Annotated in this window: 23 protein-coding genes and 2 tRNA genes; 3 read left to right on the forward strand and 22 right to left on the reverse strand. The window is 72.2% G+C overall.

Translation table 11 applies throughout. The annotated features are described in order from the left end of the window. Positions 1–53: 53 nt before the first annotated feature. The 7 genes from BLV05_RS05170 to BLV05_RS05200 form a co-directional block, all read right to left on the reverse strand. A complete protein-coding gene (locus BLV05_RS05170; protein ID WP_046767252.1) occupies positions 54–857 on the reverse strand; it encodes an ABC transporter ATP-binding protein in 804 nt (267 codons plus the stop codon). A 5-nt stretch (positions 858–862) separates the two neighbouring features. Next, a complete protein-coding gene (locus BLV05_RS05175; RefSeq protein ID WP_046767251.1) occupies positions 863–1879 on the reverse strand; it encodes a FecCD family ABC transporter permease in 1017 nt (338 codons plus the stop codon). A gap of 49 nt (positions 1880–1928) precedes the next feature. Further along, positions 1929–2906 (reverse strand): ABC transporter substrate-binding protein, encoded by a 978-nt coding sequence (locus tag BLV05_RS05180; RefSeq protein WP_046767062.1) that lies wholly within the window; start codon positions 2904–2906, stop codon positions 1929–1931. Positions 2907–3146: 240 nt separating this feature from the next. Beyond that, positions 3147–4049 carry a sigma-70 family RNA polymerase sigma factor gene (locus tag BLV05_RS05185; protein WP_046767250.1) on the reverse strand — a complete coding sequence of 301 codons (903 nt, stop codon included), beginning with the start codon at positions 4047–4049 and terminating at the stop codon, positions 3147–3149. A 31-nt stretch (positions 4050–4080) separates the two neighbouring features. Then, the gene (locus BLV05_RS05190; protein WP_046767061.1) at positions 4081–6939 is read right to left on the reverse strand and encodes an FAD-binding and (Fe-S)-binding domain-containing protein; all 2859 of its coding nucleotides are present in this window, start codon (positions 6937–6939) and stop codon (positions 4081–4083) included. Beyond that, positions 6936–7796, reverse strand: a complete 861-nt coding sequence (locus tag BLV05_RS05195) for a fumarylacetoacetate hydrolase family protein (RefSeq protein WP_046767060.1) — start codon at positions 7794–7796, stop codon at positions 6936–6938. Before BLV05_RS05195 ends, BLV05_RS05190 begins: the two co-directional genes overlap by 4 nt. Before the next feature lie 38 nt (positions 7797–7834). Next, positions 7835–8224: a winged helix-turn-helix transcriptional regulator gene (locus BLV05_RS05200; RefSeq protein ID WP_152690594.1), complete on the reverse strand. Its 390-nt coding sequence runs from the start codon at positions 8222–8224 to the stop codon at positions 7835–7837. 65 nt (positions 8225–8289) lie between these two features. Here BLV05_RS05200 and BLV05_RS05205 point away from each other — a divergent pair, with 65 nt between their 5' ends. After that, entirely contained in the window at positions 8290–10569 is a 2280-nt protein-coding gene (locus BLV05_RS05205; RefSeq protein ID WP_197683540.1) for an LLM class flavin-dependent oxidoreductase, read from the forward strand. A 4-nt stretch (positions 10570–10573) separates the two neighbouring features. Here BLV05_RS05205 and BLV05_RS05210 read toward each other — a convergent pair whose 3' ends face one another. After that, complete coding sequence (locus tag BLV05_RS05210; protein WP_052762159.1) at positions 10574–11200, reverse strand: phosphotransferase; 627 nt, start codon at positions 11198–11200, stop codon at positions 10574–10576. Between the two features lie 65 nt (positions 11201–11265). On the opposite strand from BLV05_RS05210, the gene BLV05_RS05215 reads away from it, so the two are divergent. Together BLV05_RS05215 and BLV05_RS05220 are read left to right on the forward strand one after the other, a co-directional pair. After that, complete coding sequence (locus tag BLV05_RS05215; protein ID WP_046767058.1) at positions 11266–11472, forward strand: hypothetical protein; 207 nt, start codon at positions 11266–11268, stop codon at positions 11470–11472. A 138-nt stretch (positions 11473–11610) separates the two neighbouring features. Beyond that, entirely contained in the window at positions 11611–12003 is a 393-nt protein-coding gene (locus tag BLV05_RS05220) for an ester cyclase (protein ID WP_046767057.1), read from the forward strand. A 2-nt stretch (positions 12004–12005) separates the two neighbouring features. Here BLV05_RS05220 and BLV05_RS05225 read toward each other — a convergent pair. From BLV05_RS05225 to dnaN, 14 genes are all read right to left on the reverse strand, one after another. After that, positions 12006–12081, reverse strand: a tRNA-Ala gene (locus tag BLV05_RS05225). Positions 12082–12232: 151 nt separating this feature from the next. Beyond that, positions 12233–12982, reverse strand: a complete 750-nt coding sequence (locus BLV05_RS05230; RefSeq protein ID WP_046767056.1) for a MerR family transcriptional regulator — start codon at positions 12980–12982, stop codon at positions 12233–12235. A 153-nt stretch (positions 12983–13135) separates the two neighbouring features. Next, entirely contained in the window at positions 13136–13276 is a 141-nt protein-coding gene (locus BLV05_RS36425) for a DLW-39 family protein (protein ID WP_169790490.1), read from the reverse strand. An 85-nt stretch (positions 13277–13361) separates the two neighbouring features. Next, positions 13362–13892: a DUF305 domain-containing protein gene (locus BLV05_RS05235; protein ID WP_052762158.1), complete on the reverse strand. Its 531-nt coding sequence runs from the start codon at positions 13890–13892 to the stop codon at positions 13362–13364. A gap of 61 nt (positions 13893–13953) precedes the next feature. Continuing rightward, the gene (locus tag BLV05_RS05240) at positions 13954–14343 is read right to left on the reverse strand and encodes a DUF6153 family protein (protein ID WP_052762157.1); all 390 of its coding nucleotides are present in this window, start codon (positions 14341–14343) and stop codon (positions 13954–13956) included. A 23-nt stretch (positions 14344–14366) separates the two neighbouring features. Then, a complete protein-coding gene (locus BLV05_RS35565; RefSeq protein WP_152690593.1) occupies positions 14367–14582 on the reverse strand; it encodes a hypothetical protein in 216 nt (71 codons plus the stop codon). Between the two features lie 44 nt (positions 14583–14626). Then, positions 14627–14700: transfer RNA gene (locus BLV05_RS05245), tRNA-Ile, on the reverse strand. Positions 14701–14788: 88 nt separating this feature from the next. After that, positions 14789–15832 (reverse strand): DUF3566 domain-containing protein, encoded by a 1044-nt coding sequence (locus tag BLV05_RS36870; protein WP_052762156.1) that lies wholly within the window; start codon positions 15830–15832, stop codon positions 14789–14791. Further along, complete coding sequence (gene gyrA, locus BLV05_RS05255) at positions 15829–18378, reverse strand: DNA gyrase subunit A (protein ID WP_046767054.1); 2550 nt, start codon at positions 18376–18378, stop codon at positions 15829–15831. The genes BLV05_RS36870 and gyrA overlap by 4 nt, the downstream gene beginning before the upstream one ends. Positions 18379–18503: 125 nt before the next feature. After that, on the reverse strand, positions 18504–20513 hold the full coding sequence (gyrB, locus tag BLV05_RS05260; RefSeq protein ID WP_046767053.1) for a DNA topoisomerase (ATP-hydrolyzing) subunit B: 2010 nt from the start codon (positions 20511–20513) through the stop codon (positions 18504–18506). 253 nt (positions 20514–20766) lie between these two features. Then, positions 20767–21387: a DUF721 domain-containing protein gene (locus BLV05_RS05265; RefSeq protein WP_082154960.1), complete on the reverse strand. Its 621-nt coding sequence runs from the start codon at positions 21385–21387 to the stop codon at positions 20767–20769. A gap of 33 nt (positions 21388–21420) precedes the next feature. Then, on the reverse strand, positions 21421–22593 hold the full coding sequence (gene recF, locus BLV05_RS05270; RefSeq protein ID WP_046767052.1) for a DNA replication/repair protein RecF: 1173 nt from the start codon (positions 22591–22593) through the stop codon (positions 21421–21423). Between the two features lie 18 nt (positions 22594–22611). Then, entirely contained in the window at positions 22612–23553 is a 942-nt protein-coding gene (gnd, locus tag BLV05_RS05275) for a phosphogluconate dehydrogenase (NAD(+)-dependent, decarboxylating) (RefSeq protein ID WP_231948750.1), read from the reverse strand. Positions 23554–23658: 105 nt separating this feature from the next. Then, entirely contained in the window at positions 23659–24792 is a 1134-nt protein-coding gene (gene dnaN, locus BLV05_RS05280) for a DNA polymerase III subunit beta (protein WP_046767050.1), read from the reverse strand. Positions 24793–25144 lie beyond the last annotated feature (352 nt).

Raw genomic sequence — 25144 nt, forward strand, 5'->3', positions numbered from 1 at the left:
GCAATGAGCACGCATACGCACCGGTGCGTATCGGTGCTCATTGCAAAGCGCGCTCACGCGACCCCGCCGACGTCGCGGAGTCCGCCGGCCGGCCGGGACCGGAGCGGCACGACGATCACGCCGCCGTGCGGATCGGTGACCACCCGCACGCGCGCGCCGTAGTGCTCGCGGATCAGCTCCTCGGTCAGCACCTCCTGCGCCGACCCCTGCGCGACCACGCGGCCGTCGACCAGCAGCACCAGGTGGTCGGCGAACTGCCCGGCGGTGGTGAGGTCGTGCAGCGCGCTGACCACCGTCAGCCCGCGCGACGCCCGCAGCTCGTCGACCAGCTCCAGCACCTGCTGCGCGTGGCCGAGGTCGAGCGAGCTGGTCGGCTCGTCCAGCAGCAGCACCGGCGCCTGCTGGGCCAGCGCGCGGGCCAGCACGGCGCGCTGGAACTCGCCGCCGGACAGCTCCGTGACCATGCGGCCGGACAGCGACCGCAGCTCCAGGGTGTCCAGTAGCTCGCCGGCCACCGCGAGGTCCTGTGCCGACTCCGTTCCCAGATACGGCACGTACGGCGTGCGCCCGAGCAGCACGTAGTCGAGCACGCTCATGCCGTCGGGCCGGGCCGGGTCCTGTGGGACGACGGCCACCAGCCGGGCCCGCTCGCGTGAGCGCAGCCGAGCGACCTCGACGCCGTCGAAGGCGATCGTCCCGTCGTGCGCCACAGCACCGGTCACGGCCCGCAGCAGCGTCGACTTCCCGGCGCCGTTCGGTCCGACCAGCGTCAGCCAGGTCCCGGCGGGGACGCTGAGGCTGACGCCGTCGACCACCCGGCGCTCCAGCAGGGTGACGGCGACACCGTCGACGGTCAGCGTGGTCACCACGACCTCCGCGAGCTGCGCAGCACCAGCGTGAAGAACGGTGCGCCGACGAACGCCGTCACGACGCCCACCGGCAGCTCGCCGGGCGAGACGACGGTGCGCGCGACGAGGTCGGCGACCACCAGGAAGGTCGCGCCGAGCGCCGCCGCCAGCGGCAGCACGACCCGGTAGGACGAGCCGGCCAGCATGCGGACGATGTGCGGGACGACGATGCCGACGAACCCGATCAGCCCGCTGACCGACACCGCCGCCGCGGTGCCGAGCGTCGCCGCCAGCACCACCACCAGCCGGACCCGGCCCGCCGGGACGCCGAGCGTGCCGGCCTCGTCGGGGCCGACGCTGAGGACGTCGAGCAGCCGCCGGTGCGCCAGGAGCACGACGGCCGACACGGCGATGTACGGCAGCACCGCCAGCACCTCGTCCCACCCGGCGGTGAGCAGCCGGCCCAGGATCCAGCCATACACCTCGCGCAGCGTCTCGGAGTTGCGCTGGCTGACGTACGTCTGCACCGAGGTCAGGAACGCCGCGACGGCGACGCCGGCGAGGATCAGCGAGGTGGTGCTGCGCCCGCCGACGCTGCGGCCCAGCGCGTACGTCGCTGCCACGCCGGCCAGGCCGCCGGTGAACGCCGCCAATGGCACCAGCAGCCGGTTGCCGCCGGAGACGATCGCGAACGTCGCGCCCAGCCCGGCGCCGGCCGCGACGCCGAGCAGGTACGGGTCGGCCAGCGGGTTGCGGAACACGCCCTGGTACCCAGCCCCGGCCAGCGCCAGCATCGCGCCGACCATGAGGCCGAGCACGACCCGCGGCGCCCGCAGCTGCCAGAGCACCGCGGCCTCGCGATCGTCCAGCCCGCCGGCGAGATCGACGCCCGGGAGGAGGTTGACGATCTCGGTGACGACGCCGCGCAGCGGCAGCCCGGCCGGCCCCACAGTGAGGCCGAGCAGGACCGCCGCCAGCAGGACCGCGAGCCCGCCGAACAACCAGCGCCGGGGCAGCCGGACCGGCCGCAACGACGGCGTCGCGGTGTCCAGCTCGGTCCCGGCGGCACTGCTCACAGCGTCACTCGACCGGCGCGAGCGCCGTCCGCTCCTCGATGACGGTGCGCAGGAAGTCGACGATGCGCGGGCCCCACCGGCTGGCGATGTCGGGGTCGACCTCGACGATGCGATCCTCCTGGACGGCCGTGAGCTGGTCCCAGCCCGGCCGGCTCGCGATGTCCTCGGCCACGACGCCGCCCGCGCCGCCGTCGGCGAAGAAGATGACGTCGGGGTTCGCCGTGACGACGAACTCCGGCGACAGCTGCGGGTAGCCGCCGGCGGCGTCGGGCGCCTCGTCGGCGATGTTCGTCATGCCGGCCATCGAGTAGATCTCGCCGATGAACGTGCTGCTGGTGACGGTGAAGAAGTTGGGGTCGAGCTCGTGGTAGTACGTCACCGGCGGCGCGTCGGCAGGCACCTGCGCGACCAGCTCGTCGACGTCGGCCTGCAGTTCGCCGACCAACTCGGCGGCGTCGCCGACGTGGCCCGTCACGGCGCCCAGCTGCTCGAGCTGCGTATAGGTGTCGTCGAGCGTGACCGCGGCGGGCAGGACGATCGCCGGGATGCCCACGGCGTCCAGACCGGACACCAGCTCGCCCGGGTCGTTGGAGGCGATGACGAGGTCGGGGTCGTAGCCGACGATCGCCTCGATGTTCGGCTCGAGGCCGGACAGGTCCGTCGTCGGCGCCTCGGCCGGGTAGTTCGAGAACGAGTCGGCGGCCACAACGGCCTCACCGGCGCCGACGGCGAACAGCATCTCGGTGGCCGTGGCCGACAGCGAGACGATCTGCTCCGGCTGCTCGGCGATCTCGACCGGCCCGTTCGCGGTCTCGATGGTGACGGGGAACGTGGCCTCGTCGCCGCCATCGGTGCCGGCGGCCGACGACGGCGCGTCACTCGGCGCGGCGGAGTCGCCGTCACCGTCGTCGCCACAGGCCACGAGGACGAGCGGGAGTGCGGCCGCCAGCAGGGCGAGTCGCAGGGGACGGGTGGTTCGCAAGGTGCGCCTCCTTCACAGTGGTAAAGGGGCGCGGATGGCGGGGAGCCATCTGCGAACCGCCCTTCTACCGAGGACAATCCGGGCCACGAGGCTGGCGACCTGACTCGTCCGTCCGCGGCAGGCGGGCGGCTTCACAGTTGCGGGACAGCGCCGGAGTCGAACCGGACTTCGCAGACACTCGTCGCACCCGGGCCGGAGCCCGGGCATTGGCGATCCTATCGCTTACGCCGGGCGGCGCCGTCAGCGCAGCAGCGTGACGTCCAGCTGGGCGATCTCGTCCGGGTCGCCGACCATGTCGATGGCCGTGATGCGGTCGCCGTCGAAGGTGAGCCGGAACAGCGCTCTCGCCTGTCCGCCCGGCGCCCAGGCGGCGGCCGGGACACCGTCGACGAGGACCGTCTCGGCGTGGGCGGCGCGGCCGTGGAAGACGCGGGCGACGGCCTCACTGCCGTGCAGCAGGCGGACCAGGTCCGGCGCGCCCTGCGCCCGTCCGATGCGGGCGTTCTCGATCGAGGCCTCGTCGGCGCGGAGCACGACATCGGGGTCGAGCAGCGCGAGGAGGTCCTCGAACTGCCCGTTGCGCGAGGCGGCGAGGAACGCGTCGACGACCAGCCGCTGCCGAGCCGGGTCGACGGACGGGGCCCGCGCACCCTGGACGCGGCGACGGGCCCGGCTGGCCAGCTGCCGGGTGGCGACCGGCGTGCGCTCGAGGATGACCGCGATCTCGTCGAACGGCATCGCGAACAGGTCGTGCAGGACGAACGCCAGCCGCTCGGCCGGGGCGAGGGAGTCGAGCACCACGAGCAGCGCCGGACCGACGGCGTCGGCCAGCACCGCCTCGCCCTCGGGATCGAGTGCGGCGGCGTCGACGGTGGCGGAGTCGCGCTCGCCGTCGTCGTCGAGCGGGTCCTCGCGCCGCGACGTCCGCGAGCGCAGCATGTCCAGCGCCACCCGCGACACCACCGTCGTCAGCCAGCCGCCGAGGTTCTGCACGTCGTCGGTGTCGGCGCGGCTCAGCCGCAGCCAGGCCTCCTGCACGGCGTCGTCGGCCTCGGCGGACGAGCCCAGCATGCGGTAGGCCACGGCGCGCATCCGCGGCCGGTTCTCCTCGAACCGCTGGGCCAGCCAGTCGTCGTCGCGCATCGCGGTCACACTCTCCAGTCTCGGTCCGTCACTACCTTGACGCGTGGCGGGCGCCGGATGTGACCGCGCCGCGCACCAGCAGTTCGGCCAGGTGCAGTCCGCGGACGCCGCCCAGCTGCTCGGCCTGGGTTCGGCAGGACAGCCCGTCGGCCAGCAGGACGGTGCCAGGCGCGGCTGCCCGCAGGGCCGGCAGCAGCGCGTTCCCGGCCACGGCGACCGACACGTCGTAGTGGCCGCGCTCCATGCCGAAGTTGCCGGCCAGCCCGCAGCAGCCGGCCAGGACGGTGATCGTGGCGCCCAGCTCGCGCAGCAGCTCCTGGTCCGGCCCGAAGCCCATGACCGAGTGGTGGTGGCAGTGCGGCTGCACGACGACCTCGAGCCCGCCGAGGTCCGGCCGCGTCCACTGGTCGCCGCCGGTCCGGGTCAGCAGCTCGGCCAGCGTCACCGTGCCCTCGGCGACGGCGGCCGCACGCGGGTCGTCCGGCAGCAGCTCGACGAGGTCGGACCGAAGCACGGCCGTGCACGACGGCTCCAGCCCGACGACGGGGACGCCCTGCTCCGCGTATGGGGCCAGCGCCGCGACCAGCGCCGTCAGCTTCGACCGTGCCGCCGTGAGCTGGCCTGTCGTGATCCAGGTCAGCCCGCAGCACACGCCCGGCGGTGGGGTCAGCACCTCGTAGCCGGCCGACTCCAGCAGCTCGACCGCGGCCACGCCGATGGACGGCGAGAGCAGGTCGGTGAACGTGTCGACCCACAGCAGCACCCTCGGACGCGGGACGCCGTCGGCGGGCACCGACACTCGGCGCTTCCACCAACGGTGGAACGACAACGGGGCGAACCGCGGGATCGACCGCCGCGGGTCCATCCCGCCCAGCCGCAGCGCCAGCCGCTCCAGCGGCCGGATGGAGAGCAGTGCGTTCAACGGCCGGGCGAACCGGGCCGCCAGCCCGGCCCATCGCGGCAGCCGGCCGAGCGTGTAGTGCGTCCACGGCCGACGCCGGCCCGCGTAGGCGCGGTGCAGCACCTCGGACTTGTACGTCGCCATGTCGACCCCGGCCGGGCAGTCGGTGGCGCAGGCCTTGCAGGACAGGCACAGGTCCAGCGCCTCGTGCACCTCCGGCGCCCGCCAGTCGCGGGCGACCAGCGCGCCGTTCGCCATCTCCTGCAGCACGCGCGCCCGGCCGCGGGTCGACGTCGTCTCGTCGCCGACGGCCACGAACGACGGGCACATGAAGCCGCCACTGGACGTCAGATCGGCCCGGCACTTCCCGACGCCGACGCAGCGGTGCAGCGCGTTGGTGACGTCGCCGCCGTCGTGGGCGAACGCGAACCCGTCGGACGCCGGGAGCGGCGCGGCGGCCGGACGGCGCAGGTCGCGGTCGAGCGGCGCCGGGCGCACCACGACCTCCGGGTTCAGCAGGCCGGCCGGGTCGAACAGCGCCTTGAACCGCTCGAACACGCCGATCATCCGCGCGGAGTACAGGGACGGCAGCAGCTCGCCGCGCGCCCGCCCGTCGCCGTGCTCGCCGGACAGCGAGCCGCCGTGGCTCGCGATCAACGCGGCCGCGTCGGTCATCAGCGACCGCAGCTCGGCACCGCCGGTGTGCAGCGGCAGGTCGACGCGCACGTGCACGCAGCCGTCGCCGAAGTGGCCGTACGGCGAACCGGCCAGGCCGTGCTCGTCCAGCAGCGTGTCGAGGTCACGGAGGTACGCGCCGAGGTGCTCCGTCGGCACGGCGGCGTCCTCCAGCCCGGGCCACGCCTGCACGCCGTCGAGCGTGCGGCCGGCCAGCCCGGCGCCGTCCTCGCGGATGCGCCAGATCGCGCGCGCCTCCGGCCCGTCGGGCAGCACCCGGACGCCGGTCGCGCCGGCGTCAGCGGCATCGCGGGCCAGCCGAGCGGCCCGCACGTGCGCGTCGTCCGGGTCCGCGCCGCCGACCTCGACCAGCAGCCAGCCGTTCCCGTCCGGCAGCTCCGGGACCGCCGCCTCGCCCTGGATGACGCGGACCGTCCCGACGATGCGGCGATCGAGCCCTTCGATCGCCAGCGGCCGGAGCGGCAGCAGCGCGGGGACGGCGTCGGCGGCCGCCGGCATGTCCGCGAACCCGAGCACGACGAGCGCCGGTCGCCGCGGCGCCTCGACCAGCCGCAGCGTCGCCTTCAGCACGACCCCGCAGGTGCCCTCGGTGCCGACCAGCGCCTTCGCGAGGTCGTGACCGCGCTCGGGCAGCAGGTGCTCCAGCGAGTAGCCGGAGATCTGCCGCTCGAACCGGCCCAGCTCGGTCCGGATGACGTCGAGGTTGCCGTTGACCAGCTCGGGCAGGCCGGGGACGGCGTCGAGGTCACGGCCCGCGGTGAACCGGCGGCCGGACCCGTCGACGACGTCCAGCTCGAGCAGGTTGTCGGCGGTGCGACCGAACGCGAGCGCGCGGGAGCCGCAGGCGTTGTTGCCGATCATGCCGCCGATGGTGCACCGCGACCACGTCGACGGATCCGGCCCGAACCGCAGCCCGTGCGGCGCGGCGGCCCGTTGCAGCGACCCGAGCACGACGCCCGGCTGGACGACGGCGATCCGCGCGTCCGGGTCGACCAGCTCGACGCGGTTCAGGTGCGCCGACAGGTCCATGACGACGCCCGGCCCGACGGCGTTGCCGGCCACCGACGTGCCGCCGCCGCGCGCCGTCACCGGGACGCCCAGCGACCGGGCGACTTCGAGCACACCGACCACCTCGTCGGCGTCGCGCGGGAACACCACGACCCGCGGGACCACGCGGTAGTTCGACGCGTCGGTGGAGTACTCCGCCCGCCGCAGCGCCGACCCGTCGACCTCGCCTATGCCGTGCGACCGGAGCGCCTCGACGAGCTCTCCGCCGGCGCTCCGCCCGTTCACTCGGGCGCCACCACCGGGTTGACCAGCGGCTCCAGCCCGGAGACCTCGCACCGGGCCACGTCGCCCGGCTCGACGACCACGGCGCCGGGCGTGCCCGTCGAGATGATGTCGCCGGGGTAGAGCGGCATGACCTTGCTGTGGAAGCTGACCAGGTACGCCGGCGAGAACCGCATGCGCCCGACGACGTTGCTGCGGTGCCGCTCGCCGTTGACGACGGTGCTGACCTGGACGTCGGCGAGGTCCGGGCCGCCCGGCTGTGCCGCGAGCGCCTCGGCCAGCGGCACGATGTGTGGCCCGAAGGAGAAGAAGCCGGGGAAGTTCTTCGACCGGGTCAGGAACCGCGGGTTGCGCTGCAGGATGTCCTCGGCGGTCTGGTCGAGGATCGCGCACAGGCCGAACACGTACCCCAGCGCCGCGTCCTCCTCGACGTCGCGGCAGTAGCGCCCGATGACCAGCCCGACCTCCGCCTCGGCGGTGACGCGCTCGCTCTGCACCGGCAGCGGGATCGGCTCGCCCGGCCCGATGATCGTGTGGTTGCCCTTGATGAACGACGCCGGCTCGTCCGGGACCACCTCGGCCAGGTCGGCGGCGTGGTCGACGTAGTTGAGGCCGATGCCCCAGATCTTCGGCGGGTTGCGGTACGGCGCTGTGTACGTCACCTCGTCCGCCGGCCGGAACAGGCCCGGGTCCGCCTCCGCGACGGCCTCGTCGACCTCGTCACCGCGCCGGTCGGCGATCAGCGACATGACGTCGCCGGTGAACTCCGGCAGCAGGTCCGCGACGACGGCCACGCCCTTCGTCGGGTGGACGACGGCCGCCCGCGGCGCACCGTCGACGAGGATGGACGCCAGACGCATGGCTCTCATCGTAGGCAGCGGCGGAACCGCCGGGGCGCCTAGCCGCGCTCTGCGGCGCGCTCGCGTCGCTGGTGATCGTCGACGCCCCAGGCGACGAGCGGCTCGAGCGCCCGCATGAGGCTCCGCCCGCGCTCGGTCGGGCGGTACTGGACGAGCACCGGCGTGGTCGGGACGACCGTCCGCTCGATCAGCCCTTCGGCCTCGAGCTCCTTGAGCCGCTGGTTCAGCAGCCGGTCGGAGATGCCGTGGACGGCCGCGCGGTACTCGACGAAGCGGGTGGCACCGCGGACCGCGGCCAGCATGATGCCGCCGCTCCACTTCTTACCGATGATCTCCAGTTGACCGGTGAAGAGCCGGCACTTCTCGTCGTCGATGTGCTCGAACCCGGTCTCGAGCCGGGCCGCAGCGAGTCTGGTGTCGATAGCCACTCACTCATAGTAAGTCGCTAACGGCGTGTTGGCCAATGGGGCTCCCGATCCGGAGACTGAGGAACGTGAACTACGGCCACCGTCTCGAGTTCGGCACCTTCATCACGCCCACCAACCAGTCACCGCAGACGCCCGTCGCGCTCGCCCAGCTCAGCGAGCAGCTCGGGTTCGACGTAGTGACGTTCCAGGACCACCCCTACCAGCCCGCGTTCCTCGACACCTGGACGCTGCTCACTTGGGTCGCGGCCCAGACGTCGCGCGTGCGGCTGTCGGCGAACGTCCACAGCATCCCGCTGCGCACGCCCGCCGTCCTCGCGCGAGCGGCGGCCAGCCTCGACCTGCTCTCCGACGGACGGGCCGAGCTCGGTCTCGGCGCCGGCGGGTTCTGGGACGCGATCCAGGCGATGGGCGGGCGCCGGCTCAGCCCCGGCGAGTCCGTCCAGGCCCTGAGCGAGGCGATCGACGTCATCCGCGCCCTGTGGGACGTCGACACCCGCGGCGGCGCCCGCGTCGACGGCGAGTTCTACCGCCTCGACGGCGCCAAGCGCGGGCCGGCGCCGAAGCATCCGATCCCGCTGTGGATCGGTGCGCTGAAGCCGCGCATGCTCCGCCTGATCGGCGAGAAGGGCGACGGCTGGCTGCCCAGCCTGCCGTACCTCGAGTCGGGCGATCTCAAGCGCGGCAACGCGATCATCGACGAGGCCGCGCGGTCGGCCGGGCGGGATCCGCGGGAGATTCGCCGGCTGGTCAACATCGGCGGCCGGTTCGAGACGTCGCGCACCGGGTTCCTCCAGGGCACCAGCCAGGACTGGGTCGACGACCTGCTGCCGCTGGTCGTCGAGGACGGCGTCGGCACTCTCATCGTCATGGGCGACGACACGCGCACGATGCAGCAGTTCGCCGAGGAGGTCATGCCGGCGCTGCGCTCGGCCGTCGACGACGCGCTGCCGGCCGGCTCGGCCGGGGAGCGGATCCGCCCGGCGGCGGCCATCGCGGCCCGGCGCGACGGCATCGACTACGACGGCGTGCCCGCGTCGCTGCGTGACTCCGCCGTCGAGCCCGGCGACCCCGACTACCGGACGGTGCGCGGCGGCTACCTGCGCGGCGGGTCACCCGGCCTGGTGCTGCGCCCGTCGTCGACCGCCGAGGTGGTGGAGGCGCTGGCGTACGCGCGGCGCCACCCTTCGCTGCCGCTCGGCGTCCGCAGCGGCGGCCATGGCATCAGCGGCCGGTCGACCAACGACGGCGGCCTGGTCATCGACGTCGGGCGGCTGGACGGGATCGAGGTGCTGGACGAGGCGCGGCGGCTGGTGCGCATCGGCGCCGGCGCACGCTGGATGGACGTCGCGACGACCTTGGCGCCGCACGGCTGGGCGCTGTCGTCCGGCGACTATGGGGGCGTCGGCGTCGGGGGCCTGGCGACGGCCGGCGGGATCGGGTACCTGTCCCGGTCGCACGGGCTGACCATCGACCACATGGTGGCGGCCGAGATCGTGCTGGCCGACGGGTCGGTCGTGCGGGCCAGCGAGACCGAGCACCCGGACCTGTTCTGGGCGGTCCGCGGCGCCGGCGGCAACCTCGGCATCGTCACGTCCTTCGACTTCGTCGCCGACGAGGTGGGCGACGTCGGCTGGGGCTTCCTCACCCAGGTCGCCGAGGACGTCGAGGACTACCTGGTCCGCTGGGGCGCCGCCGTCGAGAACGCGCCGCGCGACTTCGCCAGCTTCCTTGTCATGGGCCCGCCCCGGAACGGCCAGCCGGCCATCGCGCAGAGCCGCTCGGTGGTCGAGTCGTCCGATCCCGACGTTGTTGTGGCACGGTTGCAGGAGATCGCCTCGATCGCGCCGCTCTACGACCAGGAGGTGACGATCACCTCGTACGCCGGGATCCTGCAGAACGCCGCCGGCCCCGCCCACGTGGCGACCGGCGAGCCGCTGGCACACAGCGGGCTGGTCGAGCACATCACGCCCGAGTTCGCGGCGGCGGTCGCGACCGCCCTGTCCAGCGGGGCGATCTACTTCTTCCAGATCCGCGCCGTCGGTGGCGCCGTCTCCGACGTCCCCTCCGACGCGACGGCGTACGCCCACCGGTCGGCGAACTTCTCGGTGACGGCGATGGGCGCCAACGCGCGGCGGCTGGGCGAGGTGTGGGCCACGCTGCAGCCGTTCTTCTCCGGCCTCTACCTCAGCTTCGAGACCGACCAGACCGACGAGGTGCTGGCCGCGGCGTTCCCGCCGGCGACGCTGGAGCGGCTGCGCGACCTCAAGGACCGCTACGACCCCGACAACGTCTTCCGGCACAACTTCAACGTCGCACCCACCGCCGCGGCAGCCGTCGCGACCTGATCGCTCAGGGGCGGTGCGCCCAGAGGAAATCGACATATCCCGGTGGGACGTCGGCGCCGGTCGCGAGCATCCAGTGCACGCGGCTGGCGCCGACCAGCACCAGGGTCGCCCGGCAGCCGGCCTCGACCTGGTCGCGGTCGAAGGCGCCGTCCGCGCCGGCCAGGTAGTCGTCCAGCAGGTCGGCCCGGGCGCCCAGGGCCAGGTGCGCGAGGTCGGCGCCGACCGGGGCGGCGCCCATCGTGCCCCAGTCCAGCGCCACGGTGTCCGGGCCGTCGGCGCGCAGGTTGTCCGGGTGGACGTCGCCGTGGGCGAGCACCTGCGGCAGGGCGGCCGGCCGCTCCAGCAGTTCGTGCCGGCGCGACCACAGCCGCTGCGCCCGCTCGTCGGCGTCGACGGCGGACCAGTCGAGGTCGGACACCGCGACGCGCTGCGCCAGCTGGTGCCCGCCCAGCCACGGCACATCGGGCAGGACGGCGCTCGCCTGCCACGCACCGAGCTGCCGCGCCGCCGTCAACCTGGCCACGCCGGCCGTCGCCGCGCCGGTACCGCCGCGCAGGGGCACCTCCGCGACGTCCACCACGTCCGCGGGCCGGCGGCCGGTCAGGCTCAGCAGGACGGAGTCGGGCAGCACCGCTGCACGATAGAGCAGTAGCCGCTACTGACGTCCAGCGGTTTTCCGGCGGCTAGCCTGGCGCCATGTCCCAGGCTCAGGGCCAACTGCGCTACCGGGGGCAATGCGACGACTGCTCCTGGACCGGACGCCCGTTCGTCCGCTACGGCACGGCCGACACGGCAGCGCGCGACCACGCCGACGCACACCGGCACACCGCCTTCGTCGCCGACCAGTACGACCTGCGCATCGTCGGGTCGACGGTGCGGCCGGGCGAGGCCCGGCAGCACTAGGCCGCGCGTTCACCGCGCGTCGACTCCCATCGGTTCGTACTTCTATACCGACTGGAATAGAAGTACGAAGGGCCGGGTTGGGCACATCGAGACGCCCACCACGGGCGAGCCTCTGACCCCCACGAAAGGGGAGAAGCCATGTCCGACACCAACCCGCGCGACTTCTACGAGCGCTACATCGAGGCGCTCAACGCGCACGAGTTCGACCGCATGGACGAGTTCGTCCACGAGTCCATCGTCATGCACAGCGAGCCGAGCTCCCGCGCCGCGCTCGTCGCGCAGCTGGACAGCATCGTCGACGCGGTCCCCGACTTCCACTGGGAGACCCAGGAGCTCGCCGTCAACGGCGACAGCCTCGCCGCCCGTCTGCTCAACACCGGCACCCCCACCAAGGAGTGGCTCGGGGCGGCTCCCACCGGCAAGCCGATCGAGATCGTCGAGTACGCGATCTACCGGATCCGCGACGGCAAGTTCCTGCACATGTCGGCCCTCCACGACGCCGAGGCGCTGGAGCGGCAGCTCGCGGGCTGACCTGGTGGAGACGAGGGGAATCGAACCCCTAACCCCCGCCTTGCAAAGGCGGTGCTCTGCCAATTGAGCTACGTCCCCGTTGGTGCGGAACGGCGCCGCGCCGTAGGGCGCGGGGCCGTACCGCGCCGACAACCTTAGCGCGTCGCCGCGCTGTGCAGCGAATTCCTCGCAAACTGCCCAGGGCCGGCGGGCCGGGAGATCTGCGGCTCTCCCGAACCCGTCCGGTCTGCTAGCGCAGCCGCGCGTCGGCGTAGGCCATCATCGCGTCGCGGAGGTACGCGACCAGCGCGTCGTCGCCCTGGCCGATGTTCTGCCGGAAGCGGTCGTCGTCGACGTAGAGGCCGGCGAGGCCGCGGTAGGCGTCGCGGCCGGGCGTCCAGAACAGGCATACCCAGCGGTAGTGGTCGTCGACGACCTCCTGGGCCCGTGCGTCGTCGTCGGGGACGCCGTCGGCGCTGAGGGTGCGCAGCGCGGCCACCGCCGCGCCGAACCCCGACCGGGCCAGCTCGGCCTGGTCGGCCGACCAGCCACGCGTGCGGGCGGTCGTGTCGTCGATGGCGAGGTCGCCCCAGCGGGAGCGGGCCTCCTCTTCGTACGGGTTCTGCTCGAACCCCGCGAACATCGAGTTCGCCGTCATGGTTCCTCCCTTCTCGAGGGTGGTCATGGTGGACTCCACGGTCGCGACGAGCCGATCGAGCCGGTCCCGCTCGGCCAGCAGCCAGGCACGGTGCCGCCGCAGCACGTCGACGGCGCCGGCGCCGTCCTGCGCGGCGAGCACCTCGCCGATGGCGTCCAGCCCGAGACCGAGCTCGCGCAGCAGCAGGATCCGCTGCAACCGCAGCAGCTGCTCCTGCTCGTAGTAGCGGCGGCCGCCGTCGGCCGTCCACGCCGGCTCGAGCAGGCCGATCGCGTGGTAGTGCCGCAACGTCCGCGACGTCACCCCGGACGCCCGCGCCACCTCGTTGATCGACCAGCTCATGGTGCTTCCGTGTCGTTCACCCGGACCGGACTCTCCGATCCGTCCACGACGGTAACCGTTGACGTGGCGTCAACTTCAAGTCGGGACAACGCAGAACGGCCACGGAGACCTCGCCGCGAACGGGCGAGGTCTCCGTGGCCGTCGGTGCTGCTATCAGCGCGGGTCGGCGGGCGGGATCGGATCCGTGGCCTCAGCCCACAGGTCCTGCTCGGCCCGTCCGGACTGGTAGCGGCGGTAACCGAGGTACCCGACCACGGCCACGACCGCTCCGAACAGGATCTTCTTGTTGAACACGATGGTCCGCCTCCAGACGGTGCTCGACTCTCGTGTGAGGTTAACGCAGAGATCCCGGCGGCAGCAGGGCGACATCGGAATCACGTCACTCCAGCAGCCCCTCCATCCGCGCGATCTCCGCCTCCTGCGCGTCGACGATCTCCTCGGCCAGCTCGCGGGCCTCGGAGTCGATGCCGTCGTCGAGCTGGGTCCGGGCCATCTCGATCGCGCCCTCGTGGTGCTCGATCATCATGGTCAGCCACATCCGCTCGAACTCGGCGCCGGTCGCGGCGTCCAGCGCGGCGAGGTCGTCCTCGGTGAGCATGCCGGCCATCTCGTGCGCGTGCCCGCCCTCCAGCGGGGGCGGGGTGTATCCCCAGCGGTCCAGCATCGCGGTCATCTGATCGATCTCCGGCTGCTGGGCGTCGGCGATGCCGTCGGCCAACTCGGTCAGCTCGGGGCTGACGCCGCTGGGCGGCAGCATGGCGGCCATCTCGACGGCCTGGGCGTGGTGCGGGATCATCTGCCGCGCGAACTCGACGTCCGCGGGCGCGAACGCCTCCTCGTCATCGGACGAGCCGCAGCCGGCCAACAGGACGAGGACGAGCGTGGGCAGGGCGAGGTGCCTGCGGTGCATGAGGAAACGGTCCCTTCGGGGGTGACGTGAACGACGGGCGGGGTCGGCAACACCCCGGCCGTCACGTCCGCGACACGCACAGGGACGTCAGCAACACCGAACCGTAGGGACGTGGCGGCGGCCGCACCCGGCGCGGGCGCACGGACACGACGGCGTCGCGGGCGCGCCGCGCGAGCACCGGCAGCCGGCCCAGCAGCACGCGGCCGACCAGGGCCAGCACGGCCGCCGTCAGCACCGCCAGGCACAGATGCGCCAGCCCATGTTCCGACGACGACGGCGACGGCTTGCTCTCGTGCCCCTCGGCGCCGGCGGCCGCCCCGGCATGGGACGCCGCCGTGGTCTCGTGCGCCGGACTGTGCCCGTCGGCGTGGCCGGCACCGGCGACGTGGTGCATCAGCACGATGCCGAGGAGCAGCGCGGCCAGCACCAGCAGCCGCGACACCGTCTTCACAGCGCCGAGCCTACGCCGCTACGTCACACCTTCCGGTGGGTCGACCGCCGGAGCCAGCCGACGATCGCGGTAGCCACGAACAACACCACCCCGATCAAGCCCAGCCAGAGGATGCCCTCGATGGCAAAGCCCACGATCGACAGCACCAACCAAGCGGCCAGCAAGACGACCACAAGAACCACCATGACCGAACCTGTACCCGGTTCGGAGCGTCGCACTCCGTGCTCGATCACGGGCATGAGAAAGCCCCTACCAAGCTTGCTGATAGGGGCTCTGACCTGGGTGGGCCTAACAGGACTTGAACCTGTGACCTCTTCCTTATCAGGGAAGCGCTCTAACCGTCTGAGCTATAGGCCCGGGGATTTCGCACCGAGTGCGCCGCAGCAGCGTACCTCACCGTCGACGGCCAGCCCAAACCGGGCTGACCGCCGCCGCGGGGCCGGGCTCAGTCGTCCTCGGCGAGGGTCAGTTCGAGGCCACCGAGCAGGCTGGCCGAGAGGTTGTACAGGAACGCACCCAGCGTCGCCAGCGCCGTGAGCAGCACGACGTCGACCACCGCGATGAGGGTGGTGAAGCCGAGCACGCGGGACAGTTCGACGTACTGGTTGATGTCGATGCCGGAGTTGCTGTCGGAGGCCGTCATGTCGGTGACGACGTCGTCGATGGAGCTGAACACGCCGGCGGCGTCGAGGACGGACCAGAGCACCGCGACCGCGACGAACAGCGTGATGCCGAGCGCGACCGACAGCAGGAACGCCGTCTTCATGACCGACCACGGGTCGACCCGCAGCAACCGCAGCCGGGCCTTGCGGACCCGGCCGGGACGGCGCGAGCTGGCCGAGCGCGACGGGGTCGGCGTGGTGGCCGCCTTCGCGGCGGTGGTCGAACGGGGCGCCGCCGGCGGGATGGCCTCGAGGCTGGCCTGGGTGTCGTCGGCGAGGTCCAGGTTCGACGGCGGCAGCGGCGCGGCCGGCACCGGGCCGGGCGGCGCCGGGAACGCCGCCGGAGCGGCGGCACCCTGCTGGGCGACCAGAGACGGCGGCGGCACCGGGCCCTGGTTCGCCGCGCCGGCCGCGGCTCGGCCGGCCGCCGGCGGAGCGCCGTTCGGCGAGGTCGGACCGGCCTGGCCGGTCGGCCGCTGGCCGTTGCCGTTCTGCGGCCCGCCGTTCTGGCCGGGCTCGCCCGGGCGGGACCACGGGTTCTGCGTGGACCCGGCGTCGGGACGCGGCGTGGTGTCTTCGCGCGACCGGTTGCGGGTGGCGACGCGGGCGGCGGCCGCACCACGCGGCTGCTGCCCACCACCCTGCTGCCCGCGGTTGTCGACCGCCGGGTCAGCGGCGCCGCGCTGCCCGTTGGGCGAACCGTTGCTGTTGGGAGGCCCCGGCTTCGCGCCGTTGGCCTGCTGGTCCGGCCGGTCCGGAGGAGGCGCGCTCTTGTTGCGCGCGTCCTGGTCGGACCCCGGACGCCCGGTCGCGCCACTGCTCGTCACGAGCCATCACCCTCCGCGTCGATCTCGGAGTCCGCCACGTCCTCGACGGCCTCCTCCACCGAGTCTTCCTCGGCACTGTGCGCGATGGCGACGACCACATCGTCGCCACCGAGCGCAACGTACTTGACCCCCATGGTGTCACGTCCCTTGGCGGGAACGTCCGCCACGGGACTGCGCGTCACCCCTCCGGATGCCCGGATGGCAAGCACTTCGTCGCCGTCGCCGACGACCAACGCACCCACAAGAGACCCTCTGTCCTCATTGATCTTCATCGCCTTGATACCCAAACCCCCGCGTCCCTGAACACGATATTCCTCGACAACGGTTCGTTTGGCGAATCCACCATCTGTGACGGTAAAGACGTACGAGTCGGTTCCATCACCCACAACGGACATCGACAGCAGTTCGTCCCCGTCGCGGAACTTCATGCCCACGACGCCGCCCGTGGCACGGCCCATCGGCCGCAGCTGCTCGTCGGTGGCGGTGAACCGGATGGCCTGCGCCTTGCGCGACACCAGCAGGACGTCGTCGTCGGCAGTGACCAGCTCGGCGCCGATCAGCTCGTCGTCCTCTTCGCGGAACAGGACCGCGATGACGCCGCCGGAGCGGTTGGAGTCGTACTCGGTGAGCTTGGTCTTCTTGACCATGCCGTGCTTCGTGGCCAGCACGAGGTACGGCGACTGCTCGTAGTCCTTCAGCGTGAGCACCCGGGCGATCTTCTCGTCGGGCTGGAACGCCAGCAGGTTCGCGACGTGCTGGCCCTTGGCGTCGCGGGCCAGTTCGGGCAGCTCGTACGCCTTGGCGCGGTAGACCCGGCCGCGGTTGGTGAAGAACAGGATCCAGTGGTGCGTGGTGGTGACGAAGAACTGGTCGACGACGTCGTCCTCACGCAGCTGCGCACCCCGCACGCCCTTGCCGCCGCGTTTCTGCGAGCGGTAGAGGTCGGCCTTGGTGCGCTTGGCGTAGCCGCCGCGGGTGATGGTGACGACCACCGGCTCCTCGGGGATGAGGTCCTCGGCGGTCATGTCGCCCTCGGCGGGGATGATGCGGCTGCGCCGGTCGTCGCCGAACTTCTCGACGATCTCGGCCAGCTCCTCGCGGATGATGGTCCGCTTGCGCTCGTCGGACTCGAGGATGGCCTGCAGCTCGGCGATGTCGGCGACCAGGGCGTCGTGCTCGTTCTGCAGCTCTTCGCGCGACAGCGCGGTGAGCCGGCGCAGCTGCATGTCGAGGATGGCCGTGGCCTGGATCTCGTCGATGTCGAGCAGCTGCATGAGGCCGTTGCGGGCCTCTTCGACGTCCTGCGACCGGCGGATCAGCGCGATGACCTCGTCGATGGCGTCGATCGCCTTGAGCAGGCCCAGCACGATGTGCAGGCGCTCGCGCTTCTTGCGCAGCCGGAACTCGGTGCGCCGGCGGATGACCTCGACCTGGTGGGTCACCCAGTGCCGGACGAACCCGTCGAGCGGCAGCGTGCGCGGAACGCCGTCGACCAGCGCCACCATGTTGCAGCCGAAGGTGTCCTGCAGCTGTGTGTGCTTGTAGAGGTTGTTCCGGACCACCGACGCGACGGCGTCGCGCTTGAGCACGACCTCGATGCGCATGCCCGTGCGCGACGACGAGTTGTCCTTGAGATCGGCGATGCCGGGAACCTTGCCGGTGTCGGCCAGCTCGGCGATCTTGCGCAGCAGCGCGTCGGGGTTGACCTGGTAAGGCAGCTCGGTGATGGCCAGGATGGCGCGACCGCGGCTGTCCTCTTCGACGTCGACGACGGCGCGCATGGTGACCGAGCCGCGGCCGGTGCGGTAGGCCTGCTCGATGCCCGTGGTGCCGACGATGAGGGCGCTGGTGGGGAAGTCGGGGCCCTTGATCCGCGCGAGCAGCGCGTCGAGGAGTTGCTCGCTGTCGGCCTCGGGGTTGTCCAGATACCAGTCGACGCCCGCGGCGACCTCACGCAGGTTGTGCGGCGGGATGTTGGTGGCCATGCCGACCGCGATGCCGCCGGAACCGTTGACCAGCAGGTTCGGGAACCGCGCCGGCAGAACGTCGGGCTCGTCGCTCCTGCCGTCGTAGTTCGGCGAGAAGTCGACGGTCTCTTCCTCGATGTCGCGGACCATCTCCATGGCCAGCGGCTCCATGCGGCATTCGGTGTAGCGCATCGCCGCCTGCTTGTCGTCGCCGCGGGAACCGAAGTTGCCCTGGCCCTTGACCAGCGGATACCGCATGGACCACCACTGGCCGAGCCGGACCAGGGTGTCGTAGATGGCGGTGTCACCGTGCGGGTGGTAGTTGCTCATCACCTCGCCGACCACGCGCGAGCACTTGTAGAACCCGCGGTCGGGGCGGAAGCCGCCGTCGTACATCGCGTAGAGCACGCGGCGGTGCACCGGCTTCAGGCCGTCGCGGACGTCCGGCAGCGCACGGCCGACGATGACGGCCATCGCGTAGTCGAGATAGCTGCGCTGCATCTCGACCTGCAGGTCGACCGGTTCTATGCGTCCACCGGGCCCGGTCGCGTCGCCGGCCGTGGTGATGTCGTTCGTCACGAGTGGTTCCTCCAGGTGCGACCTGCCGGCCACACATCAGGTATGACGCGCGAGACAGCCTCACGGTTGTCTGCGGCCCCGTTGTGTTTCATGTCCTACTCGGGTCGGTTCGTCTCGCGCCGGGCTCAGATGTCCAGGAAGCGCACGTCGCGGGCGTTGCGCTGGATGAACTTGCGCCGGCTCTCGACGTCCTCGCCCATGAGAGTCGAGAAGACCTCGTCGGCGTGCGCGGCGTCGTCGAGCGTGGCCCGAAGCAGCAGCCGCTGCGAGGGATCCATAGTGGTCTCCCACAGCTCGTCGTCGTTCATCTCGCCGAGACCCTTGTACCGCTGGATCCCGTTCTCCTTCGGCAGCCGCTTGCCGGCGGCGACACCGGCACCTACGAGGGCTTCGCGCTCACGTTCGGAGTACGCGTACTCGGGATCGACGTCGCGGCCGGCCCACTTGAGCTTGTAGAGCGGCGGCTGAGCAAGGAACACGTGACCCTGCTCGATGACCGGACGCATGAAGCGGAACAGCAGCGTGAGCAGGAGCGTCACGATGTGCTGGCCGTCGACGTCGGCGTCGGCCATCAGGACCACCTTGTGGTAGCGCAGCCGGTTGAGGTCGAGCTCTTCCTGGACCCCGGTGCCGAGCGCGTTGATGATCGCCTGCACTTCCTGGTTCTGCAGGATGCGGTCGATGCGCGCCTTCTCGACGTTGAGGATCTTGCCGCGGATCGGCAGGATCGCCTGCACCCGCGAGTCGCGCCCCTGCTTGGCCGGGCCGCCGGCGGAGTCGCCCTCGACGATGAAGAGCTCGCACTCCTCCGGGTCGGTGGACTGGCAGTCGGCCAGCTTGCCGGGCAGCCCGGCGCCCCCCATGAGGCCCTTGCGGCTGCGGGCGGCGTCGCGCGCCTTGCGGGCGGCGACCCGGGCGATGGCGGCGCTCTGCGCCTTGCGGGCGATCAGCTTGCCCTCGTTGGGGTTCTGCTCGAACCAGGCGCCGAGCTCGTTGTTGACGACCTTCTGGACGAAGCTCTTCGCCTCGGTGTTGCCGAGCTTGGTCTTCGTCTGGCCCTCGAACTGCGGCTCGGCCAGCTTGATGCTGATGATGGCGGTGAGTCCTTCGCGGACGTCCTCGCCGGAGAGGTTCGGGTCCTTCTCCTTCAGCACACCCCACTCGCGCGCGAACCGGTTGACCAGGGTGGTCAGCGCCGCCCGGAAGCCCTCTTCGTGCGTGCCGCCCTCGTGGGTGTTGATGGTGTTGGCGAACGTGTGCACCGACTCGGTGAACTGGTCGTTCCACTGCATCGCGACCTCGAGGCTCATGGCCTGGCCGTCGCCGTCCTCGGACTCGGCCTCGAAGTCGATGACGGTGCGGTGCACCGGCGACTTGGCGTTGTTGAGGTGCTGGACGTAGTCGACCAGCCCGAGGTCGTACTTGTAGCGGACCTCGCGCGGCGCGGAGCTCTGCTCGCTGTCGACGTCCTCGTCGGCGCCGGCGTCGATGCCCTCGGGCCGCTCGTCGCGCAGGACGATGGTCAGGCCCTTGTTGAGGAACGCCATCTCGCGGAAGCGGGTCGACAGCGTCTCGAAGTCGTAGTCGGTGGTCTCGAAGATGTCGGGGCTGGCCCAGAACGTCGTGGTGGTCCCGGTGCGGTCGGACTCCTCGTGCCGCTCGAGCGGGGCGTCGGGCACGCCCAGCGAGTAGGACTGCGTCCACCGGTAGCCGTCGCGGTGGATCTCGAGGTCGACCTTGCGGGAGAGCGCGTTGACGACGGAGACGCCGACGCCGTGCAGGCCGCCGGAGACCTTGTAGCCGCCGCCGCCGAACTTGCCGCCCGCGTGCAGAACCGTCATGACGACCTCGACCGCCGGCCGCTTCTCGACCGGGTGCATGTCGACCGGGATGCCGCGGCCGTTGTCGATGACGCGCACGCCGTCGCCGTTGTCGCCAGGCAGCAGGGTGATCTCGATGAGGTCGCAGACCCCTGCCAGGGCCTCGTCGACGGAGTTGTCGACGACCTCGTAGACCAGGTGGTGCAGACCTCGCTCGCCGGTGGAGCCGATGTACATGCCGGGACGCTTGCGTACCGCTTCGAGACCTTCGAGTACGGTGATGGCGCTGGCGTCGTAGGACGTAGTGTCCGTCACGAGCGGGGGACCTCCTGCCAGGGATCAGGCCGCACCGCGCCACCTGCAGGCCGCTTGAGAGGCCCAGGAGACCGCGCGGCCTGGATGGACAGTGTCCATTCTACCTTGTGCCGACATCAGAATGCGCGTTCTGCGGCCCTGAATGCCCCGTGGAGCCGCGTAGATCGCCCCGCGTGTGTCCCCATACCCGCACCGGGCGCCTCGACGGCGCTGGGGGCAATCTGGCGCCGCGGAGCGGATCGGCGGATTTCGGTCAGCCGTACGTGTCGCGCGGACCGCGTCCGGGTACGCTGCGGGGTCCGCGCCGCCAGCTCGGCGCCTGCGGTCCGCGCACGTCGACCCTGGTGACGGACCCGTCGCCGATCTCTTTGTTGAACCGGCGGACCAGCTCGGCCGCGAACAGCCGCACCTGCGTCGCCCACGCGGTGGTGTCGGCCCGGACGGTCAGCACGCCGTCCTCGTAGTGCTCGGGCTGCACATGCGCCGCGACCTCCGGCCCGACCACCTGGTCCCAGCGGGCGACCGCGCCGTGCACCGCGAGGTCCTCGGCCCAGCCATGCTCGCCGATCAGCCGGTCGACGGCCGAGCCGACCGCCTGCGGATCGCGGTCGTCGGAGCCCGGGCCGCTCCAGCCGGCGCCCGGTGCGCGGCGACGGCGCCAGGTGCCACCGCGGCCCGCGGTGTCGCCGGTCTTGCGGGACGGCGCGGGGCGGCCCGTCCGGCCCGCCACCTTCGCCCTGGCCAGCAGCGCTTTCGCGAGGTCATCGCCGTCGGGGTTCCACGTGAAACCGTCGGCCGGCCCGACGGGGTCCGTGGCGGGTGCCGGCAGGTCGACGCCCGGCGCCGGGACGGTGCCATCGTCGCTGTCACTCATCGGCCGCCGTCACCCCTCTCACCCAGGCGAACCCTACGCCCGCCGGACCTCGCCGCCCAGCACGTCGACCCTGGCCCCGCTGAGCCCGGCCGGCACGTCGGCCGGCACCGCCGCCGTGACCAGCACCTGCTCGGCCCCGGCCGTCAGCTCGGCCAGCCGGTCGCGCCGCCCGGTGTCGAGCTCGGCGAAGACGTCGTCGAGGACCAGCACGGGGTCGCTGCCGGCCGAACGCAGCAGCTCGTACGAGGCGAGCCGCAGCGCCAGCGCGAACGACCACGACTCGCCGTGGCTCGCGTATCCCTTGGCCGGCATCGGGCCGAGCGACAGCACGAGGTCGTCGCGGTGCGGGCCGATCAGTGACACACCGCGGTCCAGCTCGTCGCGGCGAACCCCGGCCAGCGCCTCGAGCAGCGCCGCCGCCAGGGTCTCACGCGACGGCACCAGCTCGGCGTCGGGGCCGAGCGACGACTTGTACGTGAGCAAGGCGTCCCGGTCGCCGGACGGGCCGGAACCGCCGGCCACCGCGTCGTACGCCTTGGCGGCCAGCGGCCGGAGCGCCTCGACGAGGTCGAGGCGGGCGGCCAGCAGCTCGGCGCCGGCCTGGGCGAGGTGGGTGTCCCAGACGTCCAGCGTGCTGAGGTCGGGTCCGCGCGACGACCCGCCGCCCCGGCTCGCCCGCATGGCCATGCCGGCCGACTTCAGCAGCGCGTTGCGCTGTTTCAGCACCCGGTCGTAGTCGGACCGGACGCCGGCGAACCGCGGCGCCCGCGCGACCAGCAGTTCGTCGAGGAACCGGCGCCGCTCGGACGGGTCGCCTTTGACCAGCGCCAGATCCTCGGGCGCGAACAGCACGGTCGTCAGCACGCCGAGCAGCTCGCGCGGCCGGGGGACCGGCGACCGGTTCAGCCGGGCGCGGTTCGCCTTGCCCGGCGTGATCTCGATCTCCAGCAACGTGCTGCGCGGCTCGCCGCCCACGGTCTCGACGACGCTGCCGCGCACCACCGCCCGCTCGGCACCGAGCCGCACCAGCGGCGCGTCCTGCGCGACCCGGTGGCTGCCCAGCGTCGCGAGGTAGTTCAGCGCCTCGACCAGGTTGGTCTTGCCGTGGCCGTTGGGCCCGACGAACGCCGTGACGCCGGGCTCGAGCGGCAGCTCGACCGAGGCGTACGACCGGAAGTCGGCCAGCGACAGATGGGCGACGTGCATGCGCGGACGTCCCCGGCCTCAGGTGCGGGCGTCGCCCGTCCCGGAGGTCGGCCCGGCGTCCGCCGCCTTGACGGCGTGGCCGCCGAACTGGTTGCGCAGTGCGGCCACCGCCTTCATGGCGGGGGAGTCGTCCTGCCGGGACTCGAACCGGGCGAACAGGGCGGCGGTGATGACCGGCGCCGGCACCGAGTTGCGGATGGACTCCTCGACCGTCCAGCGGCCCTCGCCGGAGTCTTCGACGTAGCCCTCGATCTCGGCCAGCACAGGGTCCTGCTCGAGCGCCCGGACCAGCAGGTCGAGCAGCCAGGAGCGGACGACGGTGCCGCGGGACCATGCCTTCAGCGTGCCGTGGACGTCGTCGACGATGCCCGAGGCGGCCAGCAGCTCGTAGCCCTCGCCGTAGGCCTGCATGAGGCCGTACTCGATGCCGTTGTGCACCATCTTGGCGTAGTGACCGGCGCCGACGCCGCCGGCGTGGACGAAGCCTTCCTCGCGCGGGCCTTCGGGCCGCAGTGCGTCGAAGATCGGCATCAACCGCTCGACGTGCTCCTTCGCGCCGCCGGCCATCAGGCCGTAGCCCTTCTCGAGGCCCCAGATGCCGCCGGAGACGCCGCAGTCGACGTACCCGACGCCGTGCTCGGCGAGGATGTCGGCGTTCACGCGGTCGTCGGTGAACCTGGAGTTGCCGCCGTCGATGACGAGGTCGCCCTCGTCGAGCAGCTCGCCCAGCTCCTGGACGGTGGCCCGGGTGGGGTCGCCGGCCGGCACCATGACCCACACCGCCCGCGGCGCGGACAGCCGCTCGACCAGCTCTTTCAGGCTGCCGACGTCGCTGACCTCGGGGTTGCGGTCGTAGCCCACCACCGTGTGGCCGGCCCGACGCAGCCGCTCGCGCATGTTGCCGCCCATACGGCCGAGGCCGACCAGGCCCAGCTCCATGACGTTCCCTTCCGTGGCCACCAGAGTTCCTCCCGTGCCGATGGGCGCCGTACGGCGGCGCGAGCCGATGTCACCATCCTCGCGCGCCGCAGCCGCCGCGTGCGACCGGGTCGCCGTCGCGAGCCGTCAGCCCGAGAGGCGGATGGGCATGGCGAGGTAGCGGTAGCCGCCCTCGGGCTCGGCCTCGGCGCTGCCGACGCCCTGGATGACCACGGGCTTCAGCGGCGTGTCGGTGAAGGACAGGTGCGCGAACGGGGTGCCCAGCGCCTGCAGGCCGTCGAGCAGGTAGGTCGGGTTGAAGCCGGTGGCGATGGCCGGGCCCTGGACGTCGGCGGGCAGCGCCTCGGAGGCCTGCGCGTCCTCGCCGCTGCCGGCCTCGAGGACGACCTGGCCCTCGTCGAAGGCGAGCCGGACCGGGGTGTTGCGCTCGGCCACCAGGGCGACGCGCTTCACCGACTCGACCAGCGCGGAGATCTCGACCCTGGCCACCGTGGCGGTCTCGGCCGGGAACAGCCGGCGGTAGTTGGGCACCCATTCGCCGTCGATGAGCCGGCTGGTGGTGTGGCGGCCGCCGGCCGCGAGGCCCAGCAGGCTGTCCTGGCTGCCGGTGCCCAGCGCCAGCGTGACGGCGCCGGCCGGGCCGAGCGTCTTGGCGGCGTCGACCAGCGTGCGGGCCGGCACCAGCGCGACCGCGGAGATGTCGGGCGTGCCGGGGTTCCAGGTGAACTCGCGGACGGCGAGGCGGTAGCGGTCGGTGGCACCGAGGGTGACGGTCTCGCCCTCGATCTCGATGCGGATGCCGGTGAGTGTGGGCAGCATGTCGTCGCGGCCGGCGGCGACCGCCACCTGGCTGACCGCCTCGGCGAGAACGGTGCCGTCGACGGTGCCGGACGCCTCGGGCATGGACGGGAGGTCGGGGTACTCCTCGACCGGCAGCGTCAGCAGGGTGAACCGGGCGCTGCCGCAGGTGATGGTGACCTTGGAGCCGTCGGCGGTGAGGTCGACCGGCTTGTTCGGCAGCGACCGTGCGATGTCGGCCAGCAGCCGGCCGGAGACCAGAACGGTGCCACCGTCGGCGACGTCGGCCTCGACGGACACGCGGCCGGACACCTCGTAGTCGAACGACGAGAACGTCACTTGGGTGTCGGACGCGTCGATGCGCAGGCCGGCCAGCACCGGCACCGTCGGCCGGTTGGGCAGGGTGCGGGCCGTCCAGGCCACCGCATCTGCCAGTACATCGCGATCGAGCCGGAACTTCACCGGTCCGTCCTCCCCTCGGGCTCCCGCCCGGGTCGTTGTGGTTCGACGTCATCCTTCCACGGGCCGCTGACAGTGGCGGCCAGAGGCGTCAAACGGCGGCCGTGAATCACACGATCCACAGGAACCGGCCCGCCAGACTTGTGCGCTGCCAGTTGATCCATGGATAGGTCAGTCAGGTTCGTAACGTTGGTGGAAAGTGTGGAAAACCATGAACGTCGCAGGTGAGCGGCGCTACCGTTGTCCACGGAGCCTGTGGGCGCGAGCAGTGGGTGACGTGGACCGTCCGAGGTTGTCCACCGATGAGTGACACTTTCCCCGAGCCGGTCCACGGCGATGGCACCCATGTCCACAA

The organism is Jiangella alkaliphila (assembly GCF_900105925.1).
Lineage (GTDB): Bacteria > Actinomycetota > Actinomycetes > Jiangellales > Jiangellaceae > Jiangella > Jiangella alkaliphila.

Excerpts from the sequence above, each read along its gene's own strand:
- BLV05_RS05195 (WP_046767060.1), bottom strand. The coding sequence starts at position 7,796 with ATGCGTCTGGCGTCCATCCTCGTCGACGGTGCGCCGCGGGCGGCCGTC.
- BLV05_RS05215 (WP_046767058.1), top strand. The coding sequence starts at position 11,266 with ATGTCCCAGGCTCAGGGCCAACTGCGCTACCGGGGGCAATGCGACGAC.
- BLV05_RS05235 (WP_052762158.1), bottom strand. The coding sequence starts at position 13,892 with ATGCACCGCAGGCACCTCGCCCTGCCCACGCTCGTCCTCGTCCTGTTG.
- BLV05_RS05185 (WP_046767250.1), bottom strand. The coding sequence starts at position 4,049 with ATGCGCGACGACGACTGGCTGGCCCAGCGGTTCGAGGAGAACCGGCCG.
- recF (WP_046767052.1), bottom strand. The coding sequence starts at position 22,593 with ATGCACGTCGCCCATCTGTCGCTGGCCGACTTCCGGTCGTACGCCTCG.
- BLV05_RS05230 (WP_046767056.1), bottom strand. The coding sequence starts at position 12,982 with ATGAGCTGGTCGATCAACGAGGTGGCGCGGGCGTCCGGGGTGACGTCG.
- BLV05_RS05265 (WP_082154960.1), bottom strand. The coding sequence starts at position 21,387 with ATGAGTGACAGCGACGATGGCACCGTCCCGGCGCCGGGCGTCGACCTG.
- BLV05_RS05220 (WP_046767057.1), top strand. The coding sequence starts at position 11,611 with ATGTCCGACACCAACCCGCGCGACTTCTACGAGCGCTACATCGAGGCG.
- BLV05_RS35565 (WP_152690593.1), bottom strand. The coding sequence starts at position 14,582 with ATGCCCGTGATCGAGCACGGAGTGCGACGCTCCGAACCGGGTACAGGT.